Raw genomic sequence first — 13,198 nt, 5'->3', positions numbered from 1 at the left:
GTCCAAGCGCAGGTTTGGCTGTTTCCGGCAACGTACCTGCAGGCAGAGAATTCAGTTTTTCCAAGATCCTCGACCGACTCCAGTAAAATTCCACATCTTCTTCAAAAATCACATAGATGCTTGAAATTCCAGTCATCGACGTGCTTCGGACGGTCTTAACTCCAGGCACCGTCAGCAACTGTGCGGTCAGCGGGTAGGTGATCTGATCTTCAATATCCTGAGGCGATTGTCCTTCCCACTCGGTATAAACGATCTGCTGGTTTTCGCCAAGATTTGGAATAGCATCCACCGGGACACGATCTCGTGGTAGGAAGTCTAAGTTCCAGTTAAAAGGAGATACAGCAAGTCCCCAGCCTACCATAACTATTAATAGTAGCGCAGCCACAAGTTTATTTTCCAGGAAAAACCGGATGGTTTTGTTTAGCATTTTTTAGGGAATAAGTGGTTTAGTGAAATAGGAAATAAATGTTTAGAACTTGTTCCGAACGTCTCGTTCGGAATGTATAGGGGAACCTCTGGTTCCAGTATGCTGGATATGAGCTTGGTTGCCTGTAGCTTTCCTCTCTCTGCAATGTGAACGAGTTCACATTCCGGTCTGTCTCCAAAGAGAGATAGGTTCGTACTAGAATTCGAGTAAAGAAATACGAAACTGGCAAGAAACCTATGTCCCTTCGGAGGGACAGCAAGAACAGCTTTGCTGTTACTTGCGGGGAGGAGAGTCAGAGATTAGGCAACCGACTCAATCAGATAAACCAACCCCTAATTCAGAAAAGACTCGTTGGCTAAATAGATAGGAGGAGGTGAATAAGTATCTGAAACCGGAATTTGAAGAGTGTTAGTTTCAGATTCATCGAGGTGAATTTCTGCAAGAATTTGGACAACGGCTAACGTTGGTCCTTTTACTTTAAGCTTAGCCTGAGCTTCCGTTTTAACCGGTGCTTCTTCAATTGAGCAAGCACAAGCAAAACCAAGATCATGAGCTTGATGGTGGCTTTTTGTCGCTTCCTGCTGAACGGGAGAATTGCTTTCCATCGGGCAATCTTCAACGTGTTCACTGGTTGGCTGCATTGGGTGATGCATTTCCTGTATCTCATCACATACATCTTCCGACATGGCGTGAAGCCCGGCAGGTACTGATACTCCGATCAGAATACTGATACTGAGTACCGATGCGATAAAACGATATGTGGCAGAATTTTTCACAAGCCAAAATTAGTCAATACAGTAGTGAATTCATAACAATAGTAAAGGGAAGTCAGGATTTGATAAATGTTAGGTCATATTCTGTAAATATGGCTGTCACGAAAGCACTAAAACACAAAAAAAGATTGACAAAAGCTATAGGTACCAACGTTGATTACTGACTATTTGGAAGCCATTTCCAACCGGACCCTTTCTCTGTCTCTTTCCCTAACGGACAGGTCCGCCAGGGCAAGAGGACTCCTTCTTCGAAATTTTATTCTGATTCTTAGGTTTTGCTTTAGCTTACTCACTTCAAAAAGGAAAAATAAGAGATAAACCAAGGAATTAGTTATAATACAGTTGGTGATATGAACACTCTTTCATCTTAAAATGCTATAACATGGATAAAGAAGCCCTGCTTAAACGAATTACAATGAACCCAAAGGTCAGCTTTGGTAAACCGACAATCCGCAATATGCGCTACCCGGTAGAGATTATTCTTGATCTACTTGCAGCGGGAATGACTACCGAAGAAATTTTGGAAGATTATCCTGATTTGGAAAAAGAAGATATTCAAGCCTGCATTCTTTTTGCAAAGGAAGCCCTCACTGTAAAAAGCATTCATAAAGTTGCAGGGTAATGAAATTTTTGGTAGATGCTCATTTACCGTTCGGGTTAGTAAAATGGTTAATAGAACGGGGACATGATGCTATTCACACGTCCGAACTTCCGCAAAAAAACAAAACAGAAGATGCTGAAATAATCCAAATTTCTGTTGAACAAGACCGGATTGTGGTTTCTAAAGACGAAGATTTTTATAAGCATTTTATATTAAAAGGAAAGCCTTCGAAAATACTACTGCTTACAATGGGGAATATCATCAATAAAGAACTAATATCCCTTTTTGAGGAAAATATTGAACAGATTGAGCACGATCTTCAGCAGAATAAAATAGTAGAATTAAGTAATGATTCTGTAACGGTTCATTTTTAAAATCCCATAGCACCTCTTCTAAAAAGTTCTATGAACATCCGTATCTTTAGCCTCGGTATTTCATCCCAATAAAATCACCTATTCAAGCAAGAGGTCTCTCCATTAGCCCGGATTCTAAAAAGCGCTACATCCTTATTCTCGGTATCGTATTTATTGCTCTGTCGATGCGTTCACCAATTTCGAGTGTTGGTCCACTGACTGAATTTATCCAAAATGCACTTGGATTATCTTACAGCATGATCGGGTTAATTACGACGCTTCCGCTCATCTGTTTTGCGGCCCTGTCAGGATTTACCCTCTACTTTACCCAGCGGTTTGGACTGGAAGCCACTCTGGGAGCTGCCCTCTTTATTTTGACGATTGGTACCGTTGGAAGGTCTTTTACAAATATCCCGGCGCTATACTTAGGTACTCTCTTTTTAGGAATTGGGATTGCGACCATGAATGTACTTATGCCCTCCATCGTAAAACGTGATTTTCCTGAGCGATCAGGATTTATGACTAGTCTATATTCCGGGGTGATGGGAATCGGGGCTACAATGGGAGCAGGCTTGAGTGTTCCTTTAGCCCATGCCACCAATTGGCAGTTTTCACTGGGCAGTTGGGCCATCTTATCTTTTTTGGGGATGATATTTTGGATCCCACAACTAAGAAATAGAACAAAGCCTAAGAACCCGATTCATATTGTGACGGCTATCAAGAAACTGGGGGCTTCACCCATCGCCTGGCAAATCGCTTTTTTTATGGGATTGCAATCCCTCATTTTCTACGCCATTCTGGCTTGGCTGCCGGAGATTCTTATTGACAGGGGCATGACTCCCACCAAAGCAGGTTTGGTTCTGTCTATTTCGCAAGGTACGGGAATTCTTGGGTCACTCATCATTCCAACCATTGCCGGTCGGTTTAAAGATCAGCGCAGAATTGTGATGGTAACCGGCGCGTTAGAAATAATTGGCATCACAGGTATCCTGTTTACAGACACTTTCTTGGTTTCAACCTGGGCGGGAATTTTAGGATTTGGTCTGGGTGGAAACTTTAGCTTGGCATTGCTTTTTATGGTTGTTCGGTCAGATTCTGCAGAGCTAACTACAGGGCTTTCCGGAATGGCACAATCTGTTGGATACTTTATAGCTGCTTTTGGCCCGGTGCTTTTTGGCTTTATTCATGACCTGACTAACAGCTGGAGTATCCCGCTTTACAGCATGTTAACCATAGCCGCTCTACAACTTGTCTTCGGTCTGGGCGCTGCACGTGACCGAACTATTTCCGGGTAAAGGAGTTGGAAAAAGGCTTATATATTTTTGCTGCTAAGCTGCCAAACCAAATAATGAAGCGCTGTTTCAAATGTATCTTAATTCATATCTGAAACCCTGTTTACCAAACTTCAGCTTTGTGATAACCTCCCAATTATCTACATTTTCAAAAACGGAGGAGCCATGCAACAACACGAAAAAATTGATTATGTAGAATTTCCGGCCAACGACCTAGACTCAACTAAAAACTTCTTCACCAAAGTCTTTGGTTGGGAGTTTACTGATTACGGTCCTGAATACACCTCATTTGCAGATGAGGGAATTAATGGCGGTTTTTTTAAATCCAACAAAAAAGGAACATCTGAAACTGGAAGTGCACTCATTATTTTTTACAGCAATGATCTGGAGGCCACAGAGAAAAAAGTACAGGAAGCCGGTGGGAAAATCATTAAACCTACTTTCGATTTTCCGGGCGGACGCCGATTCCATTTCACTGAACCCAGTGGGAATGAGTTTGCTGTGTGGTCAGACAAATAAAGCGGATATTCAAAATTAGATAAGACTTTCTCCATTTTTTGTAATACAAAATTCCGGTGAATGCAGTTTCTTCCACTTCTGTTTACATTACTGCTATGGAAAAAATGACACTGCATATTAAAAATATGGTTTGTGACCGATGTGAGATGGTTATAGAAACGGCCTTAAAAGCCCTTGGGCTGGAAGTTAATTACGTGCAGCTCGGGAAGGCTGAAGTCACCCGAAAGGGCGAAAAGCCATCCATGCACGAAATCGAAAAAGAGCTGGAGCGATTTAACTTCGGGCTTATCAAGGATGAAGAATCGGTATTGGTGGAAAAGGTTAAAACGTCACTCATACAGTGGGTTGATTCCGGTGAGCTTGAAACAGATGAAACCTCACTATCTGACTATCTCGCAAGAAAGTTAAACAAGAGTTACGCTTCCATTTCACGAGCTTTTTCCCGAAAAGAAGAGATTACCATTGAAAAATATTTCATTCGCCTGAAGATCGAAAAAGCCAAGGAATTGGTAGAATATGGAAACCTGAGCTTCAGTGAAATTGCCTATCATCTGGGATATAAAAATTTGCAACACCTCTCCCGCCAATTCAAAGAAATTACCGGGATGAGCATGAGTGAATACCAGAAACTCCAAAACCCCGGGCGCAAATCCTTGGATAAGATTTCATAATGGAAACGTATGACGCGGGTTTAGCGTATAATCGCAGATTAGGAATACGTTGTTTTACCGAGCTTTGAAAACACGGGTAAAGAATTTAACAGCGATTATATTAGTGGGTAATTAAAAAAATTATAAGTGATTATTAAGTTTGAAATCTGCGTGTTTTCTTGAGTTTTTGGTTCGTTTTGGGTCAAGCCAAAATGAATATGACAAAAATAAACCAATGGAAAGAATTCAAATTATGAGAAATAATAGTAAACAATGATCGAATCCCTATTCACAGAACCTTGGTGGATGTACGCTGCTGTCTTCCTTGCCGGAATGGGCGCATATATCATTTCTGTGATAGCTGGCGGCGGCGGTTCGCTTATCATGATTCCGGTTATGAATTTTATGGTGGGTTCCAAGGCAGTGGCCCCCATCATCAATCTTGGGGATATGATAGGACGTCCCTCACGATTGTTCATTTTCTGGAAAGATATTCGGTGGGATGTGGTTATTTGGTATGCCCCTGCTGCCGTTAGTGGAGTTCTATTAGCCGGATGGCTTTTTACTCAGGTTCAAGCCGATTGGTTTCAGATAATAATTGGGGCTTTTTTGGTCAGTACGGTTTTTCAATATCGTTTTGGTAAGAAGGAACAGACATTTGAGATGAAGAAATGGTATTGGTTGCCGTTGGGTTTTGGAGTGGCTACAATCTCAACTATTGTAGGCGGACTCGGTCCGGTCCTTAATCCCTTTTACCTGAATGCCGGAATTCTGAAAGAAGAAATGATAGCCACCAAAACCGCCAATTCTTTTTTTATGGGAGCCGTGCAGATTGGAACCTATACATTTATCGGGGCTTTGTATGGAGACTTGTGGATTTTTGGTATTATACTTGGACTGGGAGCTACAGCCGGAAACTTAGTCGGTAAGAAATTACTCAGCTCCATGACCGATGAAACTTTCCGAAAATATGTCCTCGCCGTTATGGTAATTAGTGGAGCATATATGATTTTATCGAAAATTGGAGTTTTTTGAAAAGAAAAGATAAATAGCTGTCAGACTTCAGCTATCAGCTTTCAGTTTTTGGCTTAAAAAAACCAGAAAGCTGAAGACTGAGAGCTGATTGCTTTATAAATAACCTATGTTAAAATTAAAAGTACCACCAGCAGTTGTCTTTTTTATTTGTATTGGTTTGATGTGGGTTTTAGACCGCCAAATCCCAGATTGGTTTGTGATAGATTTAGGGGAATGGGTACCCAAGATAATATTGGGCATTGGGATATTTTTTGGATTAGGAGGGATTATTCAGTTTATGAAAAACAAGACATCTGTAGATCCACATCATCCGGAAAAAGCAAGTATGCTGGTAACCTCCGGAGTATATAACTTCAGCAGAAACCCGATGTATCTCGCCATGTTTCTAATACTTTTAGGCGGCTTGCTGAAATTTGGAGAGCCGGCAGGACTGATCGTTTTAATTTTCTATGTTTGGTATATGAATGAATTTCAGATCAAACCTGAAGAAGAGGTAATGACACAAAAATTTGGGGAGGAGTTTATGAAGTATAAAAGTAAGGTCCGGCGATGGCTTTGAGAATCAAAAAAGAATCACGATTTAAAGGATTATGTGATTGACATGATTTTAAGCTCACCTCGCTTTGCGGTTATTAAACAAACCATTTCCGCGATCATTCGCCCAATCCGCTTAATCCGCGCTTGTTCCGAAATACTTGTCGGGGTTCTATTCCAGTATTTGAATAGGGTCAAATGAAAAAGCTTCACTCGCAATCAACAACAATGCCCCTCTTTTTGCACCGGTGGACAGGCAACATCCCCATATGAACAAAACACACAGCAGTCTCCGGTTTTGGGCTTTAATAGCTGACTACAGTCGGGGCACTCCCAAAAGTATTGGCAGGAGTTTTCGGGCATTTGCTCTTGTTGCCGAGCTCCGCAATTCGGGCAGGTTAATACAGAAGTTAGCGTGATTTTATCATCCATCAACAAACCTCACAGCAACTTTTTGGGTTATTATTGACAGTGGTAATTTCTTTTTCACTTCCAAAAAATGAGCGAAGGGTAAACTGATCATTAGAAAACTTCTTTTGAACCCTGATCGCATTGGCAATAGCAATGAGGGCAACCCCCACATCCGCAAAAATAGCTTCCCACATGGTTGCAAGACCAACGGCAGCAAGAGCCATAACCAATACCTTAATCCCCAGTGCAAAGCCAATATTTTGCCACACTATTTTGTGCGTAAATTTCGCAATTCGGATAGCCTGTGGAATTTTTGAAGGCTCGTCGGTTTGAATGACTACATCCGCCGTTTCGATGGCAGCATCCGAACCAATACCGCCCATGGCGATCCCTATATCAGCCAGCGTTATGACCGGGGCGTCATTCAGCCCGTCTCCCACAAATCCGACCACGTGATTTGATTGCAAAGCCTGCTTCACCCTTTCGTACTTACCATCAGGGAGCAATCCGCCAAATGCTTTATCTATGCCCAGCTGTTGGGCGATGGCATCCGTGGTCTGCTGATTATCCCCGGACAGCATAATCAATTCACTGATACCTAAATCACGGAGTTCCTGGAGGGCATGTGCAGCGTCTGTTTTTATTTTGTCAGAAATTAAAATAGTTCCGATGTGAATCCCATCAGTTGCTATATATACAAAGGCGGAAGGCTTGTTATTACCTATTTCAGAAAGGGAAACACCATGCTCTTCCAACAATTTTCGATTGCCGACTAAAACTTCCTCCTGTCCTACAGTCCCTTTTAAACCCCTACCGGGAATTTCCTGAATATCGTTGGCTTCCGGGGTTTGTTGTCCGTTGGTAAACTGTAGAATCGCTTTTGCAACAGGGTGTGAAGAGTGATGCTCTAATGAAGCCGCTAATTTCAGTACATGTGAAGTATCATGTCCGTTGGCCGGATGAATTTCCTGCACTTCAAAAACTCCTTCGGTCAGGGTCCCGGTTTTATCAAGGAATAAGGTTTTCATTTTTCGAAGCTGATCAAGGTAGTCGGAGCCCTTCAAGAGAATTCCATTTTGTGAAGCCGCACCAATTCCCCCGAAATATCCCAGCGGAATAGAAATCACCAAACCACACGGACAAGAAACAACGAGAAAGATTAACGCTCGATAAAACCACTCTTCAAATACGTATGCTTCAACAAAAAGCCATGGCAGGAAAGTGAGAGCTATAGCCAGCCAAACAACGATGGGCGTGTACACTTTGGCGAAGCGGGTCATAAAGCGCTGGGTGGGAGCTTTTCGCTGTGAAGCTTCCTGAACCATATTCAAAATATCAGACAAGCGTGAATCTTCGTACCCCTTGGTTACTTTTATGCGTACCGGGATAAGCTCATTCACAGAGCCGGCCCAAACTTCTTCACCCGCATTGCGAGACATCGGTTTCGATTCTCCCGTTAAAGCGGCGGTATTGAAGGAAGCTCGTTTTGTAAGCAGCTCCCCATCGAGCGGAACTTTGGCCCCGGGTTTCACTTGAATAATTTCACCCGGTTCTACTTTGGAAGGATGAACTTCTTGCGACTCCCCGTTTCGCTCTACCGTTGCAACATCCGGCTGCTGATTGATGAGTGATTCAATAGAATGGCGCGCTTTCCGAACCGCATTTCCCTGCGCATATTCACCAATCATATAAAACAACATTACGGCCACACCCTCGGCATATTCCCCGAGAATAAAAGCACCAACGGTAGCAATTCCCATGAGCATGAACTCGCTGAAGATGGTGCCTTTCCGGATAGATTTGAAGGCCTTTATCCAAACCGGTCCTCCCACAAACAGGTAGGAAATAAGATAAAGGGGCAGAAAGACATACTCACTTCCAGGAATTATGATCCAGTATTGAACGGCTAAAGCCACCATCAAAAAAATGGCCGACCAAAATACTTCGTAATATTTTTTTATGAATTCCATGTATTAATATTTAGCATATCATCGCGAGGAGCCAATAATTCCAGTATAAGCTAAGCTTTCTTTCGACGAAGCGAACTCCCTGATTAGGCTCCTGATTATTTTCAGGGAGAAGGACACGGTCGTTAGCTCATGGTCTAACGGCTCTAAATCCGTCTGACCGTTCTTATACAGCTCTCAGGGCTTAAACTGACATATCCATCAGGCGGGTTATCCGCCTTTCAAAAGCATCGTTAAGGTATTAAGAGAGGGAAAAAGAGTCTTATACTATTGTGTATTTCTTGTGCAGGATTGTGTGTTCTGATTGAGTTTTTTGTTCTCGTTGCGTTGCTCCGCTGCGCAATGCCTGCCGGAAGCTCCGCTTCCAAGAGGTTGAATTGGGGTTGGTATCTCGATATCATCGACCCCTTTCTGTCTTTCCCCTTCAGCCCCGACAGATTTGTGCGGGACGCAAGCGCAAGGGGAAAGGACGCTTTGGCCGATATGGGGAATCAGTAATCCATTTTTCCGCTCGGTTTGAATGGGGTTTGTTGTTGGAATTTGAGAGAGCGGGGTGATGGATGGGTTTTGGCGTTGATGATCTTATTGAGCATTTAATAATTGGATTGCCTTTAAAGGGTATCTCTTTCTTTTGTGCTGACAAAAGAAACAAAAGCGCCCGGCTGCGAAAAAAGAGCTAAAGCTGACTGCATTACGCTAAAATAAACTGAAGCTCCATCACTAATATCAACAATTTCTAAGGTTCTCAGCGGAGCAGTTTATTTCTTAACGCTCCATTCCGTCATCTTCTATACGCTCTTTTTTCTAAGGCCGATGGGGCATGTCTTTAAACTCGCTCCTGACGCTCTGCGTCCGAGCGAATAGCGGTATTTAACCCTCGTTGTGTAGCTCCGCTGCGAAATGCCGTCCGGGAAGCTCCGGCTTCCCATGTTTTAATTAGAACTATTTTTCTTAGTCAATTCTCTTGTTCATTATTGCTTGATACGTCGGTTCGCCGGTTGTAGGATACAGCTAAGCGAATCCAATAATCAATCCCAATAACCGGAAACGGTGTTTTCAAAGCTACAAGTACCATCTCTTAGTTAAAAAGAGTAGCCGGATTAATGCACAGAAATTCCTGCCAGGGAAGGCCTGATTCAGAGATAAGCAACATTTTATAGGGCTCAAAATTATTCTGAAAAGCTTTCATTCCAGTTGTTGGTCCGGCTGCAGTTGATTTAACCTCAATCCCAATGATTTTATCTCTTTGTTTGATTACGAAATCTACTTCATCGTTTCGGTGTCGCCAGTATGAGAGTTCAAAGTCTTCTTTGAGGCTGTAATTGAGTAAATGTGCTCCAACTGCCGATTCAACCCATCGTCCCCATTCCGCAGGTTTTGCCCTGATTGCTTCAAATGATTCTGATTGTTGAACAGATAACAACGATGTATTATACACTTGAAATTTTGGGCTTGAGGCTCTCTTACGGATTTTATTGGGTGTAAATTTTGAAATTCCGCCTAACAATCCGGCAGAGTCAAGCAGGTCAAGATAATGGGAAAGTGTAGTGGTGTTTCCGGCATCGTGAAGCTGACCAAGTATTTTATTATAAGAAAGTATTTGTCCCGAATAGCTACAGCCCAGTTCAAAAAGCTGTTTCATTAAAGCGGGTTTATCAATACGGGTCATCATGAGGATATCATTGGAAACAGTTGGCTCAATAAGGGCATCCTTAACGTACTTTTTCCACCGGATTTCCTCTTCTTTTAAAAATGCTGCTCCGGGATATCCGCCGAACCACACATATTCCTCTGGCAAATATCCAAATGCGTTTTTCATTTCTGGGTAACTCCAATGTCCCATATAAATGGATTCATAGCGTCCGGCAAGTGATTCTGTTAACCCCCGCTTAAGCATGAGCCTTGAGGACCCTAAAATGATTACATACAACTCAATGCCTGTATTACTATCCTTATCCCATTCCTTTTTAATCTGCTCACTCCAATTATCAATCTTTTGGATCTCGTCTATAACCAAGATTAACTTATCTTCTTCCAACTGACTTAGTTTAATACGAGCTGTTTCCCATTGCTGAGCTATCCAAGTAACATTGGCTGCGGGAATTGCATCGGCAGAGGTAAAATGATAGGAGATGTCGGTTTGGGTCAAGAACTGATGTACGAGCGTTGTTTTGCCAACTTGTCGTGGCCCATACAATACCTGAATGAATTGTCTGGGTTCCTCTTCAACACGCTTTTTTAGCAGACCGATATGTTCTCTTTGAAAATCCACATGCTAAATATAAGAAATATTGAGTAAAATTACTTAATAAATTGAGTAAATTGTTTAGCAATTCAAGTAGCTCTGTGTGTTTTATCCTCGTTGCGTTGCTCTGCTGCGCAATGCCTGTTGGAAGCTCCGCTTCCAGGGATTTGAATAAAGGTTTGTTGCTCGAATTCATCGACCCCTTTCTGTCTTTCCCCTTCAACAAGGGGAAAGGACGCTTTGGCTGATTTGCGAATTCAGTAATCCATCTTTCCGCTCGGTTTAATTGGGATTGATTGTTGAATAGGCGAGAGCGGGGTGATGGATGGGTTTAGGTTTTGTGTCGTGAAAAATGATTACAATTAAATTATACCCTTGGACAGTATCAATAATCTCCCATCCCGGGAATCACATTTCTTATCCCTCCACGGGGATTTTCTACATCACCTTTATATCTGGGGATTATGTGGATATGCGTATGGGAGATGGTTTGTCCGGCAGCTTTATTCACATTAAAGCCGATATTGAATCCGTCAGGCTGATATTTTTTGGTTAGAATGTCTTTGACTCGTTCCACCATAATTTGGCAGGCTGTCTTTTCTTTGTCAGTCATTTCAAAATAGTTGGCGGATTTTCGTTTAGGAAGTACCAAGGCGTGACCTTTGCTCACTGGAAATTTATCATAGATGCTGTACACTGTTGCCAGTTCGGAAATAAGTTCAGTTTCAGGTGATGGATTTTCGAAAATGCCTTTCTTTCCGTTATCAACTTGGGTGAAATGCAGATATTCATAGATCTCACAAAATTCATTTTTGAAAATAGTTTTATAAGGTAATACTACATTGCATTGATAAGTCGGAACCCTATGCACATAATGATTTCTAAATCCCGTTCTTTTCAAATCCCTGCGAACTGTGAAGTAAGCTTTTCCTGATGATTTCAGCAATTCACTAACCGACATCAATACCTCTGCTTGTTCTTCCGGAAACAATACATTCAATACATACTGGCAAAGAATCGTATCAAATTTTTGATCGGGATAATCAGGGGCATGATATGGGTCGTAATTGGTACAGCTAATATTTTTTGATTGTAGAAATTCAGCGTCCTTTCCATAGCCTGAGCCAAAATCCAATACATTACCTTTTATCACTCCCATTTTGTAGAGCTTACGAGTGGGGAAGGATTCTTTATCCCGTTCCTTAGCAGTGAGATGTGAGTTTGGGTTTCCTTTCATGGCAAATGAAATTCTTCAAATCCACGGGTTTCAATTAAATAACGACACTTTTCCTTTAGTGATTGAAATGCCGGATTCTCCCAGTTTGATTGACTAAAATCTTGTCGGGTGATCAGGTTTACGTTCAACTCTTTTTCAAAACCGGCTTGTTCAGTCTTCCAAATAAATTGCCAGTATGAAATGATCCGTTCTTTTCGCTTTTCGAGAAGTTGAAGTGAAGGGATTTTGTCTCGCTTACGGTTATTAACTATCGCTTTTGCCGGGAGCAGATTCCAAAGATCATTATTTCTCCAAACAGAGAATGGAAGTACATGATCGATATTCAAATCGGTAGTGATTCTGTTGCCAGACCAAACACACTCAAGCTCGCCTTTATCCTGTTTAAGTGCTGTAAAAATATTTTGAGAGAGCAGAACATTACGCGCTTCCTGTGGCGATTTCAGCATCGTTTCCAATACCTGATTCATACTCAGGCTTTTATCTTTATCTACCGTGAATTCAGCCCAGTTAATTAGGATGGAGTGCATACCCGTAATAAAACTTCCCATCAGCTCCATTACGCTGTAATAATCAGATGGAATCGAGAATTCACTAAAGTTTTCGATTAGAAAATTCACATCCATTTTATCTGGTTGTCGTAATTGAGTATTCGTTTTAAGACGCTTAAAAATTTGGTATTCTTCCCCGTAAACTGATTTTCCAATATATCTCATCGGTTGATCTTTGATGGTATCTCTAAGTTTTTTGCAAAGCTGAAAAACAGTGTCTTCAATTTCATTTGGAAGGTTTCCCCTCACTAACTCAGAATAAAAAACAGAAAGGCCACCTTTCTCGGAATAGAAATTAGTTACTTTTTTAAATAAGGCTCTGAATGAAAGTGTAAACGAATCTAAGTTATCGCCATTTCTTTGCGGAAGGTTCTTTTCAATAATTGGATAATAGTATTCCAACCATTTTAGTATTAATAATCCAACAGGAAGAATTACAAGATTATCCTTGTCTTTCTGGTAAGGAGATTTTTCTTGAATAATCTCAATCGTAGCCCGAAGCAAAGCAAACTTATAAGTTGTGTCTTTACTATCCCGCTCTATGATCTAATTGATTTTTTTAAGTGTCTCAAAAGTCATGACCTGAATATAAAAGAACGCCGGTAA

At 41.7% G+C, this 13,198-nt stretch carries 14 protein-coding genes; 7 read left to right on the top strand and 7 right to left on the bottom strand.

Features of this window, described 5'->3' with window-relative positions; all coding sequences use genetic code 11:
- On the bottom strand, positions 1-427 hold a 427-nt coding region (locus RI561_RS06200), incomplete at its 3' end, for an efflux RND transporter permease subunit (protein WP_395079362.1).
- A gap of 332 nt (positions 428-759) precedes the next feature.
- Positions 760-1,203 (bottom strand): hypothetical protein, encoded by a 444-nt coding sequence (locus tag RI561_RS06195; protein WP_395079361.1) that lies wholly within the window; start codon positions 1,201-1,203, stop codon positions 760-762.
- A 379-nt stretch (positions 1,204-1,582) separates the two neighbouring features.
- On the opposite strand from RI561_RS06195, the gene RI561_RS06190 reads away from it, so the two are divergent.
- From RI561_RS06190 to RI561_RS06160, 7 genes are all read left to right on the top strand, one after another.
- Positions 1,583-1,822, top strand: a complete 240-nt coding sequence (locus RI561_RS06190) for a DUF433 domain-containing protein (protein WP_395079360.1) — start codon at positions 1,583-1,585, stop codon at positions 1,820-1,822.
- Positions 1,822-2,175 (top strand): DUF5615 family PIN-like protein, encoded by a 354-nt coding sequence (locus tag RI561_RS06185; protein ID WP_395079359.1) that lies wholly within the window; start codon positions 1,822-1,824, stop codon positions 2,173-2,175. Before RI561_RS06190 ends, RI561_RS06185 begins: the two co-directional genes overlap by 1 nt.
- 164 nt (positions 2,176-2,339) lie before the next feature.
- The gene (locus RI561_RS06180) at positions 2,340-3,449 is read left to right on the top strand and encodes a CynX/NimT family MFS transporter (RefSeq protein WP_395079358.1); all 1,110 of its coding nucleotides are present in this window, start codon (positions 2,340-2,342) and stop codon (positions 3,447-3,449) included.
- Positions 3,450-3,611: 162 nt separating this feature from the next.
- A complete protein-coding gene (locus RI561_RS06175) occupies positions 3,612-3,965 on the top strand; it encodes a VOC family protein (protein WP_395079357.1) in 354 nt (117 codons plus the stop codon).
- Positions 3,966-4,021: 56 nt separating this feature from the next.
- Complete coding sequence (locus RI561_RS06170; RefSeq protein WP_395079356.1) at positions 4,022-4,636, top strand: AraC family transcriptional regulator; 615 nt, start codon at positions 4,022-4,024, stop codon at positions 4,634-4,636.
- Between the two features lie 252 nt (positions 4,637-4,888).
- Positions 4,889-5,650 carry a sulfite exporter TauE/SafE family protein gene (locus RI561_RS06165; RefSeq protein WP_395079355.1) on the top strand — a complete coding sequence of 254 codons (762 nt, stop codon included), beginning with the start codon at positions 4,889-4,891 and terminating at the stop codon, positions 5,648-5,650.
- Between the two features lie 106 nt (positions 5,651-5,756).
- Entirely contained in the window at positions 5,757-6,209 is a 453-nt protein-coding gene (locus RI561_RS06160) for a methyltransferase family protein (protein ID WP_395079354.1), read from the top strand.
- A 194-nt stretch (positions 6,210-6,403) separates the two neighbouring features.
- Here RI561_RS06160 and RI561_RS06155 read toward each other — a convergent pair whose 3' ends face one another.
- The 5 genes from RI561_RS06155 to RI561_RS06135 form a co-directional block, all read right to left on the bottom strand.
- On the bottom strand, positions 6,404-6,616 hold the full coding sequence (locus tag RI561_RS06155) for a GDCCVxC domain-containing (seleno)protein (RefSeq protein WP_395079353.1): 213 nt from the start codon (positions 6,614-6,616) through the stop codon (positions 6,404-6,406).
- Complete coding sequence (locus RI561_RS06150; RefSeq protein ID WP_395079352.1) at positions 6,616-8,565, bottom strand: heavy metal translocating P-type ATPase; 1,950 nt, start codon at positions 8,563-8,565, stop codon at positions 6,616-6,618. The genes RI561_RS06155 and RI561_RS06150 overlap by 1 nt, the downstream gene beginning before the upstream one ends.
- A gap of 1,075 nt (positions 8,566-9,640) precedes the next feature.
- Positions 9,641-10,834 (bottom strand): ATP-binding protein, encoded by a 1,194-nt coding sequence (locus RI561_RS06145; protein WP_395079351.1) that lies wholly within the window; start codon positions 10,832-10,834, stop codon positions 9,641-9,643.
- Positions 10,835-11,192: 358 nt separating this feature from the next.
- Positions 11,193-12,044 (bottom strand): bifunctional class I SAM-dependent methyltransferase/HIT family protein, encoded by an 852-nt coding sequence (locus RI561_RS06140; protein WP_395079350.1) that lies wholly within the window; start codon positions 12,042-12,044, stop codon positions 11,193-11,195.
- The gene (locus tag RI561_RS06135; protein WP_395079349.1) at positions 12,041-13,096 is read right to left on the bottom strand and encodes an HNH endonuclease domain-containing protein; all 1,056 of its coding nucleotides are present in this window, start codon (positions 13,094-13,096) and stop codon (positions 12,041-12,043) included. Before RI561_RS06135 ends, RI561_RS06140 begins: the two co-directional genes overlap by 4 nt.
- Between the last annotated feature and the right edge of the window lie 102 nt (positions 13,097-13,198).

The sequence above is a fragment of the Gracilimonas sp. genome (genome assembly GCF_031581265.1).
Taxonomy (GTDB): Bacteria; Bacteroidota; Rhodothermia; order Balneolales; family Balneolaceae; genus Gracilimonas.
This window is presented reverse-complemented; position numbering and strand designations above follow the sequence as displayed.